The following is a 20,921-nucleotide window of genomic DNA, read 5'->3' as shown; positions in this document are numbered from 1 at the left end:
CAGCATAGAATCTTGAAATCTATGAAAATTAAAGCTGTTACAGTTAGAAATTGTAGTTTGGATCTCGTTTTTCGCTACTTTATTGCGTTTTTTTGGCCAATTCCAGGATTAATCCGTCCAAAGTGTAAAACCCCGTTTACACTTTATGATTGAAGATATAGATTGGAGGGATTGCATTCATTTATATAAGTATGGCAACGCTGGAATAATCATGAATTATCAGAACGACGATTTACGCATTAAAGAGATCAACGAGTTATTACCACCAGTCGCACTGCTGGAAAAATTCCCCGCTACTGAAAATGCCGCCAATACGGTGGCTCATGCCCGTAAGGCGATTCATAAAATTCTGAAAGGGAGCGACGATCGCCTTCTGGTGGTGATTGGGCCGTGCTCTATTCATGATCCGGCAGCTGCCAAAGAGTATGCCACTCGTCTGCTGGCGCTGCGCGAAGCGTTAAAAGGTGAGCTTGAAATCGTCATGCGCGTCTATTTTGAAAAACCGCGTACCACCGTTGGCTGGAAAGGGCTTATCAACGACCCGCACATGGACAACAGCTTCCAGATCAATGATGGGCTGCGCATTGCGCGTAAACTGCTGCTGGATATCAACGACAGCGGATTGCCGACTGCGGGTGAATTCCTCGATATGATCACCCCACAATATCTCGCCGATCTGATGAGCTGGGGCGCGATTGGGGCACGTACAACAGAATCTCAGGTGCACCGCGAGCTGGCATCGGGTCTGTCCTGCCCGGTTGGTTTTAAAAACGGTACCGATGGCACCATCAAAGTGGCGATTGATGCAATCAACGCTGCTGGGGCACCGCACTGCTTCCTGTCTGTCACCAAATGGGGTCATTCAGCGATCGTGAATACCAGTGGTAATGGCGATTGCCATATCATTCTGCGCGGTGGCAAAGAGCCGAACTACAGTGCTCAGCACGTTGCGGACGTGAAAGAAGGCCTGGTCAAAGCAGGACTCTCTGCGCAAGTGATGATCGACTTCAGCCATGCCAACTCCAGCAAGCAGTTCAAAAAGCAGATGGATGTTGCTAAGGATGTTTGCGGACAAGTCGCCGGTGGCGAAAAAGCAATTATTGGCGTGATGATCGAAAGCCATTTGGTGGAAGGTAATCAGAATCCGGATAGCGGTGAGCCGCTGACCTACGGTAAGAGCATCACCGACGCCTGCATTGGTTGGGAAGATACCGATGCGGTGTTGCGTCAACTGGCGGATGCGGTAAAAGCGCGTCGCGGTTAACCAAGTCCCGTAGGCCTGAGAAGCGTAGCGCCATCAGGCATTCCGGTGCAGACTATCGGATGGGGCGATGCCTTATCCGGCCTACATTTTCTGGTCGTGCCGAAATAAAAAAGCGTGGAGGAATCCACGCTTTGTCTTTAACTTACCGCGAAAATTACTTCGCTTTACCTTGGTTCGCAACGGCCGCCGCTTTTGCTGCGATCTCGTCAGCGTTACCCAGATAGTAGTGTTTGATCGGCTTGAAGTTTTCGTCGAACTCATACACCAGCGGTACGCCGGTCGGGATGTTCAGTTCAAGGATCTCATCTTCGCCCATGTTATCAAGGTATTTAACCAGCGCACGCAGAGAGTTACCGTGAGCGGCGATAATTACGCGCTCACCGCTTTTCATGCGCGGTAGAATGGTTTCATTCCAGTAAGGGATAACGCGATCGATGGTCAGCGCCAGGCTTTCGGTAACCGGTAACTCTTTGTCGGTCAGCTTCGCATAACGCGGATCGTGACCCGGGTAACGCTCGTCGTCTTTGGTCAGTTCCGGCGGGGTAACCGCAAAGCCGCGACGCCACTGCTTAACCTGCTCATCACCGTATTTTTCCGCGGTTTCTGCTTTGTTCAAACCCTGCAGCGCACCGTAATGGCGTTCGTTCAGTTTCCAGGATTTCTCAACCGGCAGCCAGGCCTGATCCAGTTCGTCCAGTACGTTCCACAGGGTGTGGATGGCACGTTTCAGCACGGAGGTATAAGCAAAATCAAAGCTGTAGCCTTCCTCTTTCAGCAGTTTTCCTGCCGCTTTTGCTTCGCCCACGCCTTTCTCGGACAGATCAACATCATACCAACCGGTAAAACGGTTTTCGTTGTTCCACTGACTTTCACCGTGACGTACCAGAACCAGCTTAGTTACAGCCATACATTCACTCCTATAAATCATATCGAATGATAATAATTCTCATTATATTGCCGTAATGTGTAAGCGGCAATGCTTACGCATAACCATAGCGAAAATAGCGCTACAGTGTAAGGTTCTTGTGAACTCAAGGTTGCGATTTTGTCTTTGAGTGGTGGGGATTTGAGCGGTTCTACTGTGATTAACAAGCACCAGGCCCGAAAAGTTACGTCATTGGGCCTGGGAGGGGAAACGATCAAGCTGGAATAAACTGATATTCCGTCACGCTGGCATACTCTTCACCCGGACGCAGGAAGCAATCCGCCTGTGGCCACTCAGGGTGGTTCGGGCTGTCCGGCAGAAATTCACTTTCCAGTGCCAGGCCTTGCCAGTCTTCGTAGGCCACTGGCCCGCGGGAAGGCGTACCACCGAGGAAATTACCGGAGTAAAACTGCAATGCCGGGGCCGAGGTGTAGACCACCATCTGCAGTTTTTCATCCTGCGACCACAACTGAGCGACCGGCGTACGCGCATTGCCCTGTGCCTGAAGCAGGAAGGCGTGATCGTAACCTTTCACCTTACGCTGATCGTCATCGGCCAGAAATTCACTACTGATGATTTTAGGGGTGCGGAAATCGAACGTGCTACCGGCGACGGATTTCAGTCCATCATGCGGGATACCCATTTCGTCAACCGGTAAGTACTCGTCCGCCAGAATTTGCAGCTTATGCTGGCGCACATCCGTTTTATCGCCGTCGAGGTTAAAATAGACGTGATTTGTCAGATTCACCGGGCAGGGTTTATCGACCGTGGCACGATAAGTTATCGAAATACGATTATCATCAGTCAGGCGATACTGCGCGGTGGCGCAAAGATGGCCTGGGAAGCCCTGATCGCCATCGTCAGACGTTAAGGCGAACAGCACCTGACGGTCATTCTGATTGACTATCTGCCAGCGACGTTTGTCGAAACCGTCCGGTCCGCCGTGCAGTTGGTTATTGCCCTGACTTGGCAGTAATTCAACGGTTTCGCCAGCAAAGGTATATCGGCTGTTGGCGATACGGTTCGCGTAGCGGCCAATCGAAGCCCCCAGAAATGCAGCCTGTTCCGGGTATTGTTCCGGACTGGCGCAGCCGAGTAATGCTTCGCGCACGCTACCATCGCTAAGCGGAATACGCGCAGAGAGCAGGGTCGCGCCCCAGTCCATGAGCGTGACTACCATCCCTGCGTCATTGCGCAGGGTGAGCAGGCGAAACGGTTGACCGTCCGGAGCCTGCACGGGGATTTCGTTTAACATTGTCCGGCTCCTTGTGAAGGTTTGCAGACGTAGAATGTTTCTTTAATACCGGTTTTTGCCTCGTACTGTGTGGCGACAGCCTGCTGTACGGCAGGAACCAAATCTTGCGGGATCAGCGCCACGATGCAGCCGCCGAAGCCGCCGCCGGTCATCCGCACACCGCCTTTATCACCGATGGTCGCTTTGACAATCTCTACCAGCGTATCAATTTGCGGCACGGTGATTTCAAAGTCATCGCGCATTGAGACGTGAGATTCCGCCATCAGCTGGCCCATGCGCAGCAGGTCGCCTTTCTCCAGTGCCTGTGCGGCTTCAACGGTACGCGCATTTTCCGTGATGACGTGGCGCACGCGTTTGGCAACAATCGGATCCAGCTCGTGGGCGACAGCGTTAAACGCTTCGAGGCTGACATCACGCAGCGCTGGCTGCTGGAAGAAACGCGCGCCGGTTTCACACTGTTCGCGACGGGTGTTGTATTCGCTACCGACCAGCGTGCGTTTAAAGTTGCTGTTGATGATCACCACCGCTACACCCTCAGGCATAGAAACGGCTTTGGTGCCCAGCGTACGGCAGTCGATCAGCAGCGCATGATCTTTCTTGCCAAGTGCGGAGATCAGCTGATCCATGATGCCGCAGTTACAACCGACAAACTGGTTTTCAGCTTCCTGGCCATTCAGGGCAATCTGCGCGCCGTCGAGCGGCAGATGATAGAGCTGCTGGAATACCGTACCAACAGCGACTTCCAGTGAGGCAGAAGAGCTTAAGCCAGCACCCTGCGGGACGTTACCGCTGATCACCAGATCCGCGCCGCCAAAGGCGTTATTGCGCTTTTGCAGATGTTTTACCACGCCACGCACGTAGTTTGACCACTGCTGGCTATCGTGGGCGATAATCGGCGCATCGAGAGAGAACTCATCAACCTGATTGTCGTAATCAGCGGCGATGACGCGTACTTTTCGATCGTCGCGCGCCGCGCAGCTGATGACGGTTTGATAGTCGATGGCGCAGGGCAAAACGAAGCCGTCGTTATAATCGGTATGTTCGCCGATCAGGTTTACACGACCCGGTGCCTGAATAGTATGGGTGGCAGGGTAGCCAAACGTTTCTGTAAACAGAGATTGTGTTTTTTCTTTCAGACTCATTATTTACACTCCGGATTCGCGAAAATGGATGTCGCTGACCGCACGCAGTCGCTCAGCCGCTTGTTCTGCGGTCAGATCTCGCTGGGTTTCTGCCAGCATTTCATAACCGACCATAAATTTACGCACGGTCGCGGAACGCAGCAGCGGCGGGTAAAAGTGCGCGTGCAACTGCCAGTGTTCGTTTTCTTCACCGTTAAACGGCGCGCCGTGCCAGCCCATGGAGTAGGGGAATGAGCACTGGAACAGGTTGTCGTAACGACTGGTCAGTTTTTTCAACGCCAGCGCCAGGTCAGCACGCTGCTCGTTGGTCAAATCGGTAATACGCAGCACATGCGCTTTCGGCAGCAGCAGCGTTTCGAACGGCCACGCGGCCCAGTAAGGGACAACCGCCAGCCAGTGTTCAGTTTCAACGACCGTACGGCTGCCGTCTGCCAGTTCACGCTGGACGTAATCAACGAGCATCGGCGCGCCCTGTTCGGCGAAGTATGCTTTCTGTAGGCGATTTTCACGTTCAGCTTCGTTGGGCAAAAAGCTGTTGGCCCAAATTTGACCGTGCGGGTGCGGGTTCGAGCACCCCATCGCCGCGCCTTTATTCTCAAATACCTGCACCCAGGGATAGGTTTTCCCTAAGTCTTCGGTCTGCTCCTGCCACGTTTTTACGATTTCTGTCAGCGCAGGGACACTGAGTTCTGGCAGCGTTTTGCTGTGATCGGGGGAGAAGCAAATTACGCGGCTGGTACCGCGCGCGCTCTGGCAACGCATCAACGGATCGTGACTGTCCGGCGCGTCCGGGGTATCGGACATCAGCGCCGCAAAATCATTGGTAAAAACATAGGTCCCGGTGTAATCCGGATTTACATCACCGGTAACGCGCGTATTGCCAGCACACAGGAAACAGTCCGGGTCATGTGCAGGCAGTACCTGCTTAGACGGGGTTTCCTGCGCCCCTTGCCACGGGCGTTTGGCGCGATGCGGTGATACGAGGATCCACTGCCCGGTGAGCGGGTTAAAACGGCGATGTGGATGATCGACAGGATTGAATTGCGTCATGATTGGTCCTTAATCCGAATATCCTTGCGGGTGGCGTGACTGCCAGTGCCAGGTGTCTTGTGCCATTTCATCCAGTGTGCGGGTCACGCGCCAGTTAAGCTCGCGATCGGCTTTGCTGGCATCTGCCCAGTAAGCCGGAAGATCGCCATCACGGCGCGGGGCGAAATGGTAATTAATGGGTTTACCGCAGGCTTTGCTGAAGGCGTTGACCACGTCCAGTACGCTGCTGCCGATGCCTGCTCCGAGGTTGTAAATATGCACACCCTGTTTGCCCGCCAGTTTTTCCATCGCGACGACGTGGCCGTCGGCGAGATCCATCACGTGGATGTAGTCGCGAACGCCGGTGCCATCTTCAGTTGGGTAGTCGTTGCCAAATATGGCAAGGGACTCGCGGCGGCCCACGGCAACTTGTGCGATGTAAGGCATCAGGTTGTTGGGAATACCTTGCGGATCTTCCCCCATATCGCCCGACGGATGAGCACCAACCGGGTTAAAGTAGCGCAGTAAGGCGATACTCCAGTCGGGGTGTGCTTTTTGCAGGTCGGTCAGGATTTGTTCTACCATCAGCTTGCTTTTGCCGTACGGACTTTGCGGCGTGCCGGTAGGGAAGCTTTCAACGTAAGGAATTTGTGGCTGATCGCCATAGACGGTCGCGGAGGAACTAAAAATGAAGTTTTTCACGTTGGCTGCGCGCATTGCATTCACCAGACGCAGGGTGCCATTGACGTTGTTGTCATAGTACTCCAACGGCTTGGCAACCGATTCTCCAACGGCTTTTAAACCCGCAAAATGGATGACCGTGTCAATGGCATGATCGTGCAGAATCTCGGTTATCAGCGCTTCGTTACGGATATCCCCTTCCACGAAGGTCGGCTGCTTGCCACCTAAACGCTCAATGACGGGCAAAACGCTGCGTTTGCTGTTGCAGAGATTGTCCAGGATCACCACCTCGTGACCGTTTTTCAACAACTGCACGCATGTGTGGCTTCCAATGTAACCGCTACCACCTGTAACCAATACTCTCATAATTCGCTCCGTTAAGCCTATGGTATGCAATAACCATAGCATAACAAAGATGCGAAAAGTGTGACATGGAATAAATTAGTGGAATCGTTTACACTCCATAAGTTTCACGCATTTTTAATGGTTATTTTATTTTAAATCATTATGTTAGGTTGCTATTTCAGCGTTTGTCTGAAAAAAAGCAGAAAAAAAGGGCGTGATAAACGCCCTGCAATGAAAACTAACGCAGAGACGTTAGTCGATAGGCGTAGATGTCGTTCTCGGGCACAAACTCCAGTCGATGGGTTATGCAGGCTGGGGCATCTTCGGCGTGGTGAGAGACGAACAGCAGTTGAGTTTCACCTTCACCGATTAGCACATCCACAAAACGGCGAATCAGTTGGCGATTGAGCGGATCTAACCCTTGCAAAGGCTCGTCAAGGATCAACAACGTCGGGTGTTTAACCAGCGCGCGAACAATCAGTGCCAGCCGCTGCTGTCCCCAGGAAAGACTATGAAATGGCGCATCCGCGGTACGTTTATCGAAGCCAAGAATATCCAGCCACTGTTGCACCAGCTTGTGCTGCCTGTCGGAAACGGCCTGATAGATGCCGATTGAATCAAAATAACCAGAGAGAATAACGTTGCGAACTGTGGTACTCACCCGGTAATCCAGATGCAGACTGCTGCTGACGTAGCCGATGTGTTTTTTGATATCCCAGATAGTTTCACCGCTGCCACGGCGACGGCCAAACAGGGTCAGGTCGTTGCTGTAGCCCTGAGGGTGATCGCCGGTGATTAAACTGAGCAGAGTTGATTTTCCCGCACCGTTGGGGCCGACGATTTGCCAGTGTTCCCCCGGATTTACCTGCCAGCTCAAATGGTGAAGGATAGGGCGATCGTTATACGAGACCGTGCCATCGTTAAGCACAATTCGCGGCTCGTTATCTGACAACGTACGGCGCACCGAAGGCTCGTCCGGTTCAGGTAACTGAATTCCTTCCAGCCGCTCGCTATGGGCAAGCTGAGCGATTAATGCCTGTTGCAGAAGGTCGGTTTTTGCGCCGGTTTCTGTCAGTGTGCAATCGGCAAGTACGCCAGCAAACTGCACGAATTCGGGAATCTCATCAAAGCGGTTAAGTACCAGCACCAGCGTAAAGCCGGCCTGATGCAACTCAGCGAGCAGTTCTGCTAACTGACGGCGTGACGCTACGTCCAGCCCGTCAAAGGGCTCATCAAGGATCAGTAAATCCGGCGCGGACATTAACGCCTGACAGAGCAGGGTTTTGCGTGTTTCACCGGTGGAAAGGTATTTGAAACGCCTGTTGAGCAGGGAAGAAATGCCAAACTGCTGCGCCAACGCAGCGCAGCGGGCGGTATCGTTGACCTCATCCTGGATGATTTCGGCGGTGGTGCGCCCGGTGTCGTCTTCACCGGGACTAAGAAGATCGGTGTTGTTTCGCTGCCACTCGTCGCTGACTAGCTTTTGTAGCTGCTCAAAGGAGAGTCGGGTAATACGCGTGAACTGACAGTGGCGCTCGCCTTTCAGAAGCGGCAGCTCACCCGCCAGTGCGCGGGCCAGCGCGGATTTCCCGCTCCCGTTAGCGCCAACAAATGCCCAGCTATCACCCGCGTTTAACGTCAACGCATCTAACTGGAGCGTTTTTGTGTCGCTAAGACGAAACGTGCCTTGCGAAATTTGCAATGATGACATTTTGTATCCCATTATTTGCAGCGATTAATAACAGGGATACGTGTTCTTCAGGCTGATGTCAATCTACTCAGCACAGCGTGGCGATAATCACTCTGTCAGCATTAAACCAGGCGGTGACGTTAGCGCCTTCTTGCAGCGTTGCGGCGTCTTGGGCCGGAACGGTGGCGCACAGCGTCTGGCCGTCTGGCAACGTCATCAGCACTTCACACTGTTCCGCACCGCGTTCAATATGGCTAATCGTGCCCTGCAACTGGTTATCGGCGGCCTGAGCGATGGCGTCGTCCTGAGTGATTCCTACCCACGGCGCTTTCAGCAGAATCAGTACTTCTTTGCCTTCCTCAAGACCCAGACGCTCGCCGCTTTGCGCAGTGATCGCCACTTTCAGGCGCGTTTCGCCATCGGCCAGCAGGACGTCGACATGCTGCTGGACCTGATCGTGGTCGCGGGCGGTGATTGTGCCAAACCATTGGTTACGGGCGCTGGTTTGCAGTGAAAATCGAGAGATAGCCGCCAGCAGGCTATTGAGCGGTAGCGCATCGTCATCGCTCAAAACATCAAAGGCTTTTTGTTGGATCTGCGCCAGCAAATCATACAACTGGATTAAGCGTTGGCCGTAGCGCGTTAATACCGCGCCGCCGCCGCCTTTGCCGCCGGTGGCGCGCTCAACCAGCGTCTGCTCGCTGAGTTGGTTCATTTCGTTAATCGCATCCCAGGCGCTTTTGTAGCTAATACCTGCATCCTTCGCGCCCTGACTGATAGAGCCGGAAAGCGCAATATGCTTAAGCAGAGAAATGCGACGGGGATCGGCAAACAGTTTTTGCTGAAGTTTCAGCGTAAGAAGGATTTCGGCCTGCATCACAAGCTCCTGGCAAAAAAGGGTATTGTGACGGAAAACCGTGCCTGAGCAAAGCCGACCGCACAAAAGGGGAGTGCTTTTCTGCGTTATGTGGTTAGAATACAGCTAAGGACTACATCTGGAGTTGACCATGTTAGAGTTATTGAAAAGTCTGGTATTCGCCGTAATCATGGTACCTGTGGTAATGGCCATCATTCTGGGTCTGATTTACGGACTGGGTGAAGTGTTCAACATTTTCTCCGGTATCGGTCAAAAAGACCAGTCCAGACAGAATCATTGATTCCCCAAACGCCCGCTCAGTCGGGCGTTTATATTTTTTATGCCTTCCAACCCGTTTTCTCTGTCTACCGTTTCTCAAGATCCTGCTTTCCCTGCCGATATTTTCTTCGTGTAACCTCAAATTGGTATCAATAACCACTGGGAAAATCCTGGTTTACTCGTTATATTTGCGACTACATAACGAAACGCAAAGGAGTTACAGATGGCACGTACATGGTTACGCTTGTTTGCCGGGGCAACACTTTCTCTTACTGTTGCCGGGCATGCGCTGGCGGATGAAGGAAAAATTACTGTTTTCGCAGCGGCTTCACTGACTAACGCGATGCAGGATATTGCGACGCAATACAAAAAAGAGAAGAACGTTGACGTTGTCTCTTCTTTTGCGTCTTCTTCCACGCTGGCGCGCCAGATTGAAGCAGGCGCTCCGGCCGATCTGTTTATCTCTGCCGATCAGAAATGGATGGATTACGCGGTAGACAAAAAGTCGATTGATACCGCAACGCGTGAAACGCTGTTGGGTAACAGCCTGGTGGTTGTCGCACCGAAAGACAGTGCGCAGAAAGACTTCACCATCGACAGCAAAACCAACTGGACCCGTTTGTTAAATGGTGGGCGTCTGGCCGTTGGCGATCCGGAACATGTTCCGGCGGGCATTTATGCTAAAGAAGCGCTGCAAAAATTGGGGGCATGGGATACCCTGGCCCCGAAACTGGCACCTGCCGAAGATGTGCGCGGTGCGCTGGCGCTGGTAGAGCGTAACGAAGCGCCGCTGGGGATCGTCTATGGTTCCGATGCTGTCGCCAGCAAGGGCGTAAAAGTTGTTGCGACTTTCCCGGAAGATTCACACAAAAAAGTGGAATACCCTATCGCAATTGTTGATGGGCACAAAAACGCAACGGTCAGCGCGTTCTATGATTACCTGAAAGGACCGCAGGCTGCTGAAATCTTTAAACGTTATGGATTTACGACCAAGTAATGATACTGACCGATCCTGAATGGCAGGCCGTTATACTGAGCCTGAAAGTTTCTTCCCTGGCTGTGTTGTTTAGTCTGCCGTTTGGGATCTTCTTTGCCTGGCTGCTTGTGCGATGCAAGTTCCCGGGCAAAGCGCTGCTCGACAGCGTTCTGCATTTGCCGCTGGTACTGCCGCCGGTTGTGGTGGGCTATCTGCTGTTGGTCGCCATGGGACGCCGCGGATTCATTGGCGAATGGCTGTATGACTGGTTTGGCATCACCTTTGCCTTTAGCTGGCGCGGTGCGGTACTGGCTGCGGCGGTGATGTCTTTCCCGCTTATGGTACGGGCTATTCGTCTGGCGCTGGAAGGTGTCGATGTCAAGCTGGAGCAGGCGGCCCGCACGCTGGGCGCTGGACGCTGGCGCGTATTTGTCACGATTACTTTACCGCTGATGCTACCCGGCATTATTGTCGGTACGGTGCTGGCGTTCGCGCGTTCCCTCGGGGAATTTGGCGCAACGATTACCTTTGTCTCCAATATTCCTGGCGAAACCCGCACTATCCCGTCAGCGATGTATACCCTGATCCAGACCCCTGGCGGCGAAAGCGCGGCGGCAAGGTTATGTATCATTTCTATTGTGTTAGCGCTGATTTCACTGCTGATTTCTGAATGGCTGGCGCGTATTAGCCGTGAACGGACGGGGCGGTAATCATGCTGGAACTTAATTTCTCCCAGACGCTGGGGACGCATTGTCTGACGCTTAACGAAACGCTGCCAGCCAGTGGGATCACCGCTATTTTTGGCGTTTCCGGCGCGGGTAAAACCTCGCTGATTAACGCCATCAGCGGCCTGACGCAGCCACAGTCCGGGCGCATCGTGCTTAACGGACGGGTTTTGAACGACGTCGAGAACGGTATCTGTTTAACGCCCGAAAAACGCCGGGTGGGCTATGTTTTCCAGGATGCGCGCCTGTTTCCGCATTATAAAGTGCGCGGCAACCTGCGTTACGGTATGGCGAAAAGTATGGCCGGACAGTTTGATAAGCTGGTGGCCCTGTTGGGCATAGAATCGCTGCTTGACCGTCTGCCCGGTGGTCTTTCTGGCGGTGAAAAACAGCGCGTAGCCATCGGTCGGGCGCTGCTTACCGCGCCGGAACTGTTGTTGCTTGATGAGCCGCTAGCCTCGCTGGATATCCCGCGTAAGCGTGAACTGTTGCCTTACCTGCAACGCCTGGCGCGTGAAATTAATATTCCGATGCTGTACGTCAGCCACTCGCTCGATGAAATCTTGCACCTGGCAGACAAAGTGATGGTGCTGGAAAACGGGCAGGTCAAAGCGTTCGGTTCGCTGGAAGATGTCTGGGGCAGCAGCGTGATGCATCCGTGGCTACCAAAGGAACAGCAAAGCAGCATTCTGAAAGTCAGTGTGCTGGAACATCATCCACATTACGCAATGACTGCACTGGCGCTTGGCGATCAGCATCTATGGGTCAATAAGCTGGATCAACCGCTGCAAACTGCGCTGCGTATTCGTATTCAGGCATCTGATGTTTCGCTGGTGCTCCAACCACCGCAGCAGACCAGTATTCGTAACGTTCTGCGGGCGAAAGTCGCGCAGTGCTATGACGATAATGGTCAGGTGGAGGTTCAGCTTGAAGTGGGCGGTAAAACGCTGTGGGCGAGGATCAGCCCGTGGGCCAGGGATGAACTGGGTATCAAACCTGGCCTGTGGCTGTACGCGCAAATTAAGAGCGTGTCGATTACCGCGTGATTACAGCAGGTGGGAGTAAATAAATTTCGCGATGCTGTCGGTGGTGTTGTCACCAATTACGATGTTGGCGCGGGCTTTGACCGCGTCGTCCGCATTACCCATCGCCACGCCGGTACCTGCGGCTTCCAGCATGCTGATATCGTTAAAGTTGTCACCAAAGGCAATGACGTTTTCCATTGACCCGCCCTGTGCTTCAATCCACTGGGTAAGGCGTCGTCCTTTGCTGTTGCCTTTACGGGCAATGTCGACCTGATCGTGCCAGGACCATTCACACTCCAGCCCCAACTGTTGTTCAACATGCTTACCAAACTGCTGCAGTTTCGGAATATCTTCGTCGGTGAGGGCAAATTTCCAGACGGCGTTAACGTCATGTGCGGCCTGCGCCAGCGAAGGCACCTGGGTGAAGGTCGGGCGCTGTTCCGGCGGCAGGGTTTGCGCCCAGTTAGCGGTACGCACCACATGCCCGGTTGGGCGCTCATACAGCATGGCCTCATCCACATACATCAGCCCGTGGATCTGATGTTCATCCAGCATTTCGATCAGCTGTAATGCCTGGTTTACCGGTAGGGGATCGGATTCCAGTACCTTTTTTGCCTGATAATCATACAAGTAGGTGCCGTTGCAGCAAATTGCAGGTGTATCCAGCGCCAGTGCCTGATAAAAAGGATGAATAGCAACGTGATGGCGACCTGTGACAATGATAAGTTGGTATCCTGCTTCTCTGGCGCGCGCGAGCGCTTCAAGAGAGGATGGCAGCAAGGTTTTTTTCGGGGTCAACAGGGTACCGTCTAAATCCAGGGCAATCACGCGTGCGGTCATAGTTATTTCCAGATTAAGGTTGAGAATTTTGTCTGCTGGAATGGTACACCGAGACGGGAGCCGGACAAAATTCTGCGCCTTAATTAAGCATTCACCGTTAAAAGCGTCTACCTTAGGCGTGTGTCAGGCAATTGCAGCCACCTGCCAAAAAGCAAAGGAGTATTCATGAAGCAAACCGTTTATACCGCCAGCCCTGAAAGTCAGCAAATCCACGTCTGGAGCCTGAATCATGATGGTTCTCTGACGCTGACGCAGGTGGTTGATGTGCCGGGTCAGGTACAACCGATGGTCGTCAGCCCGGATAAGCGCTACCTCTATGTTGGCGTGCGCCCGGAGTTTCGCGTGTTGGCTTACCGCATTGCGCCTGATGACGGTGCGCTGACCTTCGCGGCGGAGTCTGCGCTGCCGGGTAGCCCGACGCATATTTCTACCGATCATCAGGGACGTTTCGTGTTTGTCGGCTCTTATAACGCCGGGAGCGTGAGCGTCACGCGTCTGGAAGATGGTCTGCCGGTGGAACAGGTTGACGTGGTTGAAGGTCTGGACGGCTGCCACTCGGCCAACATCTCACCGGATAACCGTATCCTGTGGGTTCCGGCGTTGAAACAGGATCGTATCTGTCTGTTTGAGGTAAGCGATGATGGACATCTGGTGGCGCAGGAACCGGCTGAAGTGACCACCGTTGAAGGCGCGGGCCCGCGTCATATGACGTTCCATCCGAATAAGCAATTTGCCTACTGTGTGAATGAGCTGAACAGCTCCGTTGACGTCTGGGCGCTGAAAGATCCGTACGGCAAGATTGAGTGTGTGCAGACGCTGGATATGATGCCGGCTGATTTCACTGATACCCGTTGGGCAGCGGATATTCACATTACACCGGATGGCCGTCATCTGTACGCCTGTGACCGTACCGCCAGCCTGATTACGATCTTTAGCGTGTCTGAAGATGGCAGCGTGCTGACCAAAGAGGGTTTTCAGCCTACTGAAGTTCAGCCGCGCGGGTTTAATATCGATCACAGCGGTAAATACCTGATTGCTGCCGGGCAAAAATCGCACCATATCGCGGTGTATGAGATTGCTGGCGAGCAGGGGCTGCTGGCAGAGAAGGGGCGTTATGCAGTGGGGCAGGGACCGATGTGGGTCGTGGTGAACGCCTACTAACGCCATCAGTCAGAGCAGGAAAAGCCTGTTCAAAGATAAAAGCGAGGTTTACATCCGTGTGAACCTCGCGGGGAAAATAAGTTATTTCAACGGATAAACACACTTAGCATCGGCCCAGGGGAAACATATTAAATCCGTCTTTTCTAATTTAAAATAAATCCCTGTAGTTTCAGGAAAATCCCAGTCTGGGTATTGATAATTATAGGAAAGCCCCACCTTGAGAACATCAATGTTCGTGAAATCGATTTCAGTTGCATCACCATGAATAGACGTAGCACCGACATCCCAATATCCCCCCGTATCTCTATTGGGGGGCGACGAAGGGAAAGTAGCCGCAAACATTTCCATCCCCATTCCTGGTTTGGCATGCCTATCCGTTCTTAATATCTTCATTTTCTTGCCCTGCCCCGTGGGAACATATTTCACAGCCGCAATAGGGAAGGTATAAAAGGCGTCCTTTTTAAACATTGTCTTATTTGTATGCTGGAAACCAATGACTTCAATAACGAGATATTCCAGATCGTTACTTGATATAAGTATGTCTTTAGGGACTTGATGTCCATCCTGGCCACCACAGAATCGACTGCCTGCTTTATCACAGGGGGCGTCGCTTTGGGAAAAAAAGATCGCTGAGAGCCGGACATTAGGATCGTCCACCTCATCCTGCTTATTCGCCGGTGGATACTCGTAACCGCCATAGCGATGTTTAAAGAACCGTGTCACTCTGTTAAATTTATCGGGGACCTTGCCCTGAATATAAATACCATTGTCAATCTCGAGATAACTATAAACCAAACCTTCAAGGTGTTCTGACGAAGCCTCCGAATTACCTCTAAGTTTGTCTCTACCGTTATCACATTGCCTTTCCTCTTTAAATGGACAACGCGGTAAATTTGGTGCAGTAACACTAAGATTATTACGACCTTTATCCTGATCGTACCCTTTCGTTTTCCAGTACACGTTCACGCCAAACGATTGTATAGCATCAGTACTAAATTGCCGACTAAAGTTATCTGCCGTTACCCGAACGGTAAAATAATGCGGCCCCAGCGAGGCCGACGTGCGTGTCAGAAAACCAAAATTTGCGCTGACGTCTTTTCCTGAATTGGGAGCATTATTCGAAGATATTGCACTTGTGCTAAAAAGCAGCATTGCCGAGATCAGCCCTGCCGATAAAACAGTCCTTTTCATTTGTCACTCCCTCTTTATGCGACGGAAATAATCTGATATTTACCACTGCGCAACAGCACGACCTGATAGTCGCCAAACACCATACTACCTGGTGCCACGGTGCGCGTTTTGTTGTTAAACCGGACGGTAATCCGGGTTCCGCCCGGTCCCTGAGAAACCAGCACCACCCGAGGTTGAGCGTCGGATTTTTCTTCCGTGGACGCCCGCCCGGCGCGCGCCAGCATCGGGGTGTTGTTCAGCAAGGGTTGCGGGTCGAGCGCCACGCCCCGCCAGGCAATTTCCAGGTGCAGATGGGGACCGGTGCTAAAACCGCTGCTGCCGGATGCGGCGATCTCTTCGCCCGCCGTCAGCTTTTCGCCTTTTCGCACCCGTGTAGAGGCGAGATGAAAATAGCGGCTCTGCCAGCCGTCCGCATGACGGAGTGTGATAAAGTACCCGGCGCCGCGATCGTAGCCGCTCTCCACCACTTCGCCGTCGGCAATTGCATGCACGCTGCTGCCGAATGGCACAGGAATATCCATCCCTTTATGCTGCATCATGCGCCCCAGCACAGGGTGCAGGCGTTGTCCAAATCCTGAGCTGATCTGGCGCTTCGCCACGGGCCAGATAAAGCGTACTGGGGCGTTATCATCATCCACCGCCGCAGCGCTGGACGGCATCCTCAGGTTCTCTTCTGACCACATTTGCGCCGCCTGTAATGACGGAACGAAAGCCTGCTGCCAGGCCTGCTCGCAGCTGGTCGTCGCCAGCGGCGACATTGTCAGCCATATGCTCCATATCAGACACGACACGATCGACCCCCGTCAGAGCAGCAGTAAAAACGCGACCAGCGCGATAGCCGGACCGAACGGAATATAAAAGCGATGTTTGTCATCCTCTTGCGTATAAAAGAACCGCACACCGGCGTAAAACAGCAGCCCGGCCAGCGCCGAAAAGCAGAGTAATTCCGGCAGGCGCTGCCAGCCAAGCCATGCCCCGCAGGCGGCGTAGAGCTTGACGTCGCCGTAACCCAGACCGTCACGTTTGCATAATGTCTCCCACAGCTTCATCACGCTCCACAACAGAAGCCAGGCGGCGGCGACGCCATAAACCGCGTCCTTCACCCGCACCATGGAGTACCCCGATGCGGCAAGCAGTAGCCCGCCCCAGAGCACGGTGAAGACCAGCGCGTCTGGCAGAATCAGATGTTTAAAATCGATAACCGCCGCGCTGTAGAGCACCATAAACAACAGCGCATATGCCAGCGCGAGCTGAGGAGACCATTGCGGCAGGTAAAACCAGGCCAGCGCCCCCCATACCAGCCCCATCGCCAGTTCAGAAACCGGATAAATAACCGGGATCGCAATGCCGCACTGGCGGCATTTGCCCTTCAGTAACAGCCAACTGAGAACCGGAATATTATCCCAGGGCTTAATATCCGATTTACAGGCAGGGCAGTGCGACGGCGGCCACCACAAATTAACCGCCGCCCCTTCTGAATCATCCGCATCTATTACGCCAAGCATCAGCGGCAGACGATAAATAATCACGTTGGCTAAGCTGCCAAACAGCAATCCAAGTGGGATAAAAATAGCCACCATCCATGGCATTAACAGTTCCATGATTTAATTTTCCTAAAAAGAACCGCTGGCGCCCATCGCCGCCAGCTTGTCGCTGAGCGCAAACAACGCGGCAAAAACCCAAATAACGCAACCGCCTAATATCAGCGTGGAGAGCGCTTTTAATAACCCGGAAAGTTTAGTGATATATTCCCGAATGTGTTCACGTGATTTATTCGATACCGCCAGCAGCACCTCATTAAACGAAGGTAGCGCGGCGTAAAGGCTGATATTGAGCAGCGTTTCCGTGTTCAGTAAACCCGAGTTGAGCGCTTCACCATAGCTGACGCCCGCCGCCATTTTCTTCTGCATCCCGGCCAGGTGCCAGCGCAGCCAGCGGCTGGAGTTCAGGCTAATAATGCTGAGCGCATCGTTGAGCGGAATGCCGTTTTTTAACATCAGCGCCAGGTTGTTGAGAAAAATAGAGGCAGTCAACTGCTTATACGTTGAGAACGGCATAATTCGGTCAAGAAACTGATTACGAATATTCCCGGTCATTTTGCCCATTGCTATTTTGATCACGGTAACCAGCGCAATAAATCCAATGAGGATATATATCCACAGCCCTTTACACAGCGCCATCCCAAAAATATAGAGCGCGCGGGTGACGCCAGGCCATTTCTCAACGGGTACCACGCTTTCAAAAGCCGGGAACACCTTATAGGCATAACCCGCAATTACCACCAGCGACAGGACCAGCATAATGAGCGGGAAGGTGATGGCACCGACAATTTTCTTGCGCAGCTCGTCGTTATAATTAATAACGTTTACCAGGGTGATAAAACCGTCGGCCAGGCTGCCGCTGCGTTCCGCCGCGTTAATTACGCTCAGTTCAGATTCAGGGACCAGCCCCTCGAAAACCATCGCAATGGAGGTGGTTTTCGCCATTTTGCTTGTCAGCTCTTCCAGACGTTTAGCAAATCCTTTGCCGAGCAGTTTTTCCCCTTCCGCGCGTAATTTTTGCAACGCGTCATATAGCGGAAGCTCAGCGTTAATCATGTCTGCGCAAAACTGATAAAGATAAATACGCTGTTTCTTACCGAATTTTTTCAACTATTACCTCCAGTTCTTCATGAACGACTTGTCCAAATTCCATTTGAAACCAGGTCGCGCACACGCGTCCCTGAAGTACCGCCGCCATCGTTTTTTCTTTAATTTCGAATCCTTCGCTCAGGCCGGGCTGTTTTAATCGCTTCGCGCGCCAGACGGTATAAACTTTAAGCCATTTCTGTTCAGCAATGGCCTCCAGCTCGTCATACACCGGCAGCAAATACTCCATCACCAACTGGCGTCCGCCAATACCGGTATGTTTGCAGGCCGGACAGCCTTCAGCGTTTTTTTCATAAAGCTGGAATTCGCGTCCCTTAATGGCGGTGGTCCGTAACGACGTTTTACACTGCGGGCACAGTACTGGTATTAGCTTCTGGCACTGTAAGCCCGCAATAAAGCCCGGCGTTGAAAGCTTATCGCTGGTAATCCCGAGCGCGGATAAGCGTTGCAATAACGAAACGATGTTACCTGCGTGCACGGTGGTAAAGCAGTAGAGACCACTTTCCACCGCCCCGGCCAGCGCGTTAGAAGAGATATTGTCGCGAATTTCCCCCACCATCAGTACGTCCGGGTCGCGACGCAGCGAGGATTTGATCGCCGAATGGAATCCTCCGGATTCGCCGCTTAATACCGAACTTTGCGTCGCGCCATAGATCTGATATTCGACCGGATCTTCTACGGTCAGAAAACAGCCGCGATTGTCATAGCGGTTGATCTGCATCCACTCCATCAGATTTTTCAGGGTAGTGGATTTTCCCGAACCGGTTGTTCCGGCAATAATATAAGCCCCGTAGGGGTTGCTCAGGATCCTTTTGAGGTCGCTAATTTCCTCATCGGAAACGCCAAGCTTATCCAGGCTCGCGACGCTGGCTCTGTCCAGACCCGATGGAATAATACGCAATACCGCGTGATAGCAATCGCTGGTCTCGCCAAATATCGGATAGTGCGCATAGCGGAAGCGGTAGCTTTTCCCCGCCAGCGAATAGAGGATATTGGCGTTTTGCGCAATATTGCGGTTCCAGGTGGTGTCGCGGGTGCTTGCCTCAACGTTGTAGAGCACGAACACCAGCTCATCGCAGCGTGACGCCTTCATCTGTATAAACGGACAAAGCACGCCGTTAATGCGCAGCTCAATATTCGCCACCATATCATTACGCGTGATATGCAGGTCGCTGGCCTTCAACGCCACGGCCTTTTTCAGCATCTCTTCCAGCGCAAGCTGTGTGTTACTGCTTTCCTGCTCAAGCAGCTTACTTCCTGCCGACAGCAGCTGTTCAACGATCAGGTAATAATTTTTCTCAGTAACCTGCGCTATTCCCTTAACCTGAATATTATGGGAAACCTGCAGGCGGTGGCACACCGCCTGCATTGGCGCCAGATTATCAATCAAAGGCGTGGATACCAGTAACCAGGCTTCATCCGCATGTTCAGCAACCAGAATATCGCCGTCATACTCCTGGAATTGCCACTCCTGAGAATGAATGTTCTCCTCGTTAAACTGGATATAATCGATCACTTACCCACAACCTCGACCGTCACGTCATTTGCCTGGTTATGACGCGCAATATAGTCATAACCGCCGTAGCTAAAACGCTGATTCAGCGGCACCATCTTCACGCCGCCGTCGGCGCCGGCAATCGCCACGCGTTTTTGACCCGCGATTTCGGAAATCAGCAGCGGCCGCAGCCCAGGCGCAGATTCTGACGTTGCTCCTGGGGAAGCGCTAATATCATCCATTGTGCTGGCGGTGCTCACCGGCATAACCGCTACGCTATCCGCCTTTTTCTCACCGCGTAGCTTACGCAGCTCGCTGCGGACTTTTTCCAGCGCAAGCTGATTCACCAGCTCACGGTACTGGCTCTCGAAGTTGAAATCTTTTTCTATCATCTCAACAACGTGATCCTGCATCGGCGATACGTCGCTTAACGGCGGCGTGCCTTCCGCTTGTACAACCTCCTGCGCAGGGATGATTTCTGCCGTATCTGCGGCGTAAAGAGCAGGTGAAAGCGTCAACACTATTCCCGCAATAATTAATTTCCCTTTTTGCATGCCAGTCCTCCGGTAACAAGCGTTGATTTTTCATTGAATACGATTGATTTGATAATAAACGCGTCGGCAAAGGGTTGCTTATTCAACACCAGCGACACGCCCGAGATATCCATTTGGGTCGGTGAGGTGATCGTCCAACCGGCGAACAGCATGCCGAATGACGTTACCGCACTTTTCAGCGCGCTTTCATTTTTCTCGACGGCAGAGGAGGGCATCCCCGTTAATACCAGTTCAGTATTTCGTCCGCCTAATGAGTTCCAGGTGCTGATATAACTTAATACATCGGTACAGACCGGCAGATTGACCGTGTTTTTACTCTGCCAGGCGCTGAGCCATGGGTGTTTATTCATCCCGGACTCAACGCCCGTATAGTCCAGCGTGTTTTTTGAAAAACTGGGCGACCAGGTTTTGCCCCAGAGATTAATATCGGCCACGCTAAATATCCGCCCTGGATTCAGCGCATAGCTGAGTGAACAGCCCGTACTGGTACATTCAATACTTTTTGGCGCAAAGCCCACCTGCGACAGTTTTTTATTCGCCAGCAAGAGCTGCTCCAGCAGCAGGCTGGCATCAGAAATGCTGCCGCCCGTGAGCGAGTTGCGATAAAAATCTTCGATAGCTTTGATTTTTTGCTGGCGGGCAGCCTGTTCAGCCTGGACTCTGGCCAATCGTTCCTGCTCCGGTTTCCAGATAAAATAGTAATAGCCTGACCCGCCGCCGCCAGCTAATAAAATCAGTAGCGTAACGACCCAGACGATAATATTACCTCCTCGCCCGGTAGAACCGCCCCCTATATTACGACGCTTCCAGAAATAGAGATTTTCAGAGACCGCCACGTTC

The 20,921-nt window shown here is 52.7% G+C and carries 21 protein-coding genes; 6 read left to right on the top strand and 15 right to left on the bottom strand.

Going from position 1 to position 20,921, the window contains the following annotated elements; translation table 11 throughout:
- The first annotated feature begins 211 nt into the window (after positions 1–211).
- The gene (aroG, locus tag O6D90_RS15800; protein WP_016152319.1) at positions 212–1,264 is read left to right on the top strand and encodes a 3-deoxy-7-phosphoheptulonate synthase AroG; all 1,053 of its coding nucleotides are present in this window, start codon (positions 212–214) and stop codon (positions 1,262–1,264) included.
- A gap of 154 nt (positions 1,265–1,418) precedes the next feature.
- On the opposite strand, the gene gpmA is transcribed toward aroG, so the two are convergent.
- From gpmA to modE, 7 genes are all read right to left on the bottom strand, one after another.
- The gene (gene gpmA / locus O6D90_RS15795) at positions 1,419–2,171 is read right to left on the bottom strand and encodes a 2,3-diphosphoglycerate-dependent phosphoglycerate mutase (protein WP_003022999.1); all 753 of its coding nucleotides are present in this window, start codon (positions 2,169–2,171) and stop codon (positions 1,419–1,421) included.
- A 232-nt stretch (positions 2,172–2,403) separates the two neighbouring features.
- Complete coding sequence (gene galM / locus O6D90_RS15790; protein WP_016156019.1) at positions 2,404–3,444, bottom strand: galactose-1-epimerase; 1,041 nt, start codon at positions 3,442–3,444, stop codon at positions 2,404–2,406.
- The gene (gene galK, locus O6D90_RS15785) at positions 3,438–4,586 is read right to left on the bottom strand and encodes a galactokinase (protein WP_016156020.1); all 1,149 of its coding nucleotides are present in this window, start codon (positions 4,584–4,586) and stop codon (positions 3,438–3,440) included. Before galK ends, galM begins: the two co-directional genes overlap by 7 nt.
- 3 nt (positions 4,587–4,589) lie before the next feature.
- On the bottom strand, positions 4,590–5,636 hold the full coding sequence (gene galT / locus O6D90_RS15780; protein ID WP_016156021.1) for a galactose-1-phosphate uridylyltransferase: 1,047 nt from the start codon (positions 5,634–5,636) through the stop codon (positions 4,590–4,592).
- 9 nt (positions 5,637–5,645) lie between these two features.
- Positions 5,646–6,662 (bottom strand): UDP-glucose 4-epimerase GalE, encoded by a 1,017-nt coding sequence (gene galE / locus O6D90_RS15775; RefSeq protein WP_016152323.1) that lies wholly within the window; start codon positions 6,660–6,662, stop codon positions 5,646–5,648.
- A gap of 217 nt (positions 6,663–6,879) precedes the next feature.
- Positions 6,880–8,352: a molybdate ABC transporter ATP-binding protein ModF gene (gene modF / locus O6D90_RS15770; RefSeq protein WP_016156022.1), complete on the bottom strand. Its 1,473-nt coding sequence runs from the start codon at positions 8,350–8,352 to the stop codon at positions 6,880–6,882.
- Between the two features lie 67 nt (positions 8,353–8,419).
- Positions 8,420–9,208 carry a molybdenum-dependent transcriptional regulator gene (gene modE, locus O6D90_RS15765; protein WP_016152325.1) on the bottom strand — a complete coding sequence of 263 codons (789 nt, stop codon included), beginning with the start codon at positions 9,206–9,208 and terminating at the stop codon, positions 8,420–8,422.
- Positions 9,209–9,338: 130 nt separating this feature from the next.
- Between modE and O6D90_RS15760 the strand changes: the two genes are divergently transcribed.
- The 4 genes from O6D90_RS15760 (at position 9,339) to modC (ending at position 12,213) form a co-directional block, all read left to right on the top strand.
- A complete protein-coding gene (locus tag O6D90_RS15760) occupies positions 9,339–9,488 on the top strand; it encodes an AcrZ family multidrug efflux pump-associated protein (protein ID WP_003023026.1) in 150 nt (49 codons plus the stop codon).
- A gap of 201 nt (positions 9,489–9,689) precedes the next feature.
- The gene (gene modA / locus O6D90_RS15755) at positions 9,690–10,463 is read left to right on the top strand and encodes a molybdate ABC transporter substrate-binding protein (RefSeq protein WP_016152326.1); all 774 of its coding nucleotides are present in this window, start codon (positions 9,690–9,692) and stop codon (positions 10,461–10,463) included.
- Positions 10,463–11,152 carry a molybdate ABC transporter permease subunit gene (gene modB / locus O6D90_RS15750; protein ID WP_016152327.1) on the top strand — a complete coding sequence of 230 codons (690 nt, stop codon included), beginning with the start codon at positions 10,463–10,465 and terminating at the stop codon, positions 11,150–11,152. Before modA ends, modB begins: the two co-directional genes overlap by 1 nt.
- A 2-nt stretch (positions 11,153–11,154) precedes the next feature.
- Entirely contained in the window at positions 11,155–12,213 is a 1,059-nt protein-coding gene (gene modC / locus O6D90_RS15745) for a molybdenum ABC transporter ATP-binding protein ModC (protein ID WP_016152328.1), read from the top strand.
- Here modC and O6D90_RS15740 read toward each other — a convergent pair whose 3' ends face one another.
- Positions 12,214–13,032, bottom strand: a complete 819-nt coding sequence (locus tag O6D90_RS15740) for a pyridoxal phosphatase (protein WP_016156023.1) — start codon at positions 13,030–13,032, stop codon at positions 12,214–12,216. It abuts the gene before it with no gap.
- A 165-nt stretch (positions 13,033–13,197) separates the two neighbouring features.
- On the opposite strand from O6D90_RS15740, the gene pgl reads away from it, so the two are divergent.
- Entirely contained in the window at positions 13,198–14,193 is a 996-nt protein-coding gene (gene pgl, locus O6D90_RS15735) for a 6-phosphogluconolactonase (protein ID WP_016156024.1), read from the top strand.
- A gap of 81 nt (positions 14,194–14,274) precedes the next feature.
- Here the strand turns inward: pgl and O6D90_RS15730 are convergent, their stop codons facing one another.
- The 7 genes from O6D90_RS15730 to O6D90_RS15700 are packed head-to-tail and all read right to left on the bottom strand — an operon-like array spanning position 14,275 to position 20,917.
- Positions 14,275–15,384 carry a hypothetical protein gene (locus O6D90_RS15730; protein ID WP_016156025.1) on the bottom strand — a complete coding sequence of 370 codons (1,110 nt, stop codon included), beginning with the start codon at positions 15,382–15,384 and terminating at the stop codon, positions 14,275–14,277.
- A gap of 14 nt (positions 15,385–15,398) precedes the next feature.
- A complete protein-coding gene (locus tag O6D90_RS15725) occupies positions 15,399–16,175 on the bottom strand; it encodes a M23 family metallopeptidase (protein WP_225836847.1) in 777 nt (258 codons plus the stop codon).
- A 12-nt stretch (positions 16,176–16,187) separates the two neighbouring features.
- Positions 16,188–16,985 carry a prepilin peptidase gene (locus O6D90_RS15720; RefSeq protein ID WP_016156027.1) on the bottom strand — a complete coding sequence of 266 codons (798 nt, stop codon included), beginning with the start codon at positions 16,983–16,985 and terminating at the stop codon, positions 16,188–16,190.
- Between the two features lie 12 nt (positions 16,986–16,997).
- Complete coding sequence (locus O6D90_RS15715) at positions 16,998–18,035, bottom strand: type II secretion system F family protein (RefSeq protein WP_016156028.1); 1,038 nt, start codon at positions 18,033–18,035, stop codon at positions 16,998–17,000.
- Positions 18,019–19,548: an ATPase, T2SS/T4P/T4SS family gene (locus O6D90_RS15710; RefSeq protein ID WP_425476439.1), complete on the bottom strand. Its 1,530-nt coding sequence runs from the start codon at positions 19,546–19,548 to the stop codon at positions 18,019–18,021. Before O6D90_RS15710 ends, O6D90_RS15715 begins: the two co-directional genes overlap by 17 nt.
- On the bottom strand, positions 19,545–20,081 hold the full coding sequence (locus O6D90_RS15705) for a hypothetical protein (RefSeq protein WP_016156032.1): 537 nt from the start codon (positions 20,079–20,081) through the stop codon (positions 19,545–19,547). Before O6D90_RS15705 ends, O6D90_RS15710 begins: the two co-directional genes overlap by 4 nt.
- Positions 20,063–20,917, bottom strand: coding sequence for a hypothetical protein (locus O6D90_RS15700; protein WP_016156033.1), 855 nt, complete (start codon positions 20,915–20,917; stop codon positions 20,063–20,065). The genes O6D90_RS15705 and O6D90_RS15700 overlap by 19 nt, the downstream gene beginning before the upstream one ends.
- Positions 20,918–20,921 lie beyond the last annotated feature (4 nt).

It is taken from the genome of Citrobacter sp. 21OH12SH02A-Citro (assembly GCF_027919895.1).
Lineage (GTDB): Bacteria > Pseudomonadota > Gammaproteobacteria > Enterobacterales > Enterobacteriaceae > Citrobacter > Citrobacter braakii.
Note: the sequence above shows the minus strand (reverse complement) of the source record. Positions and strands in the feature narration are given on the sequence as shown.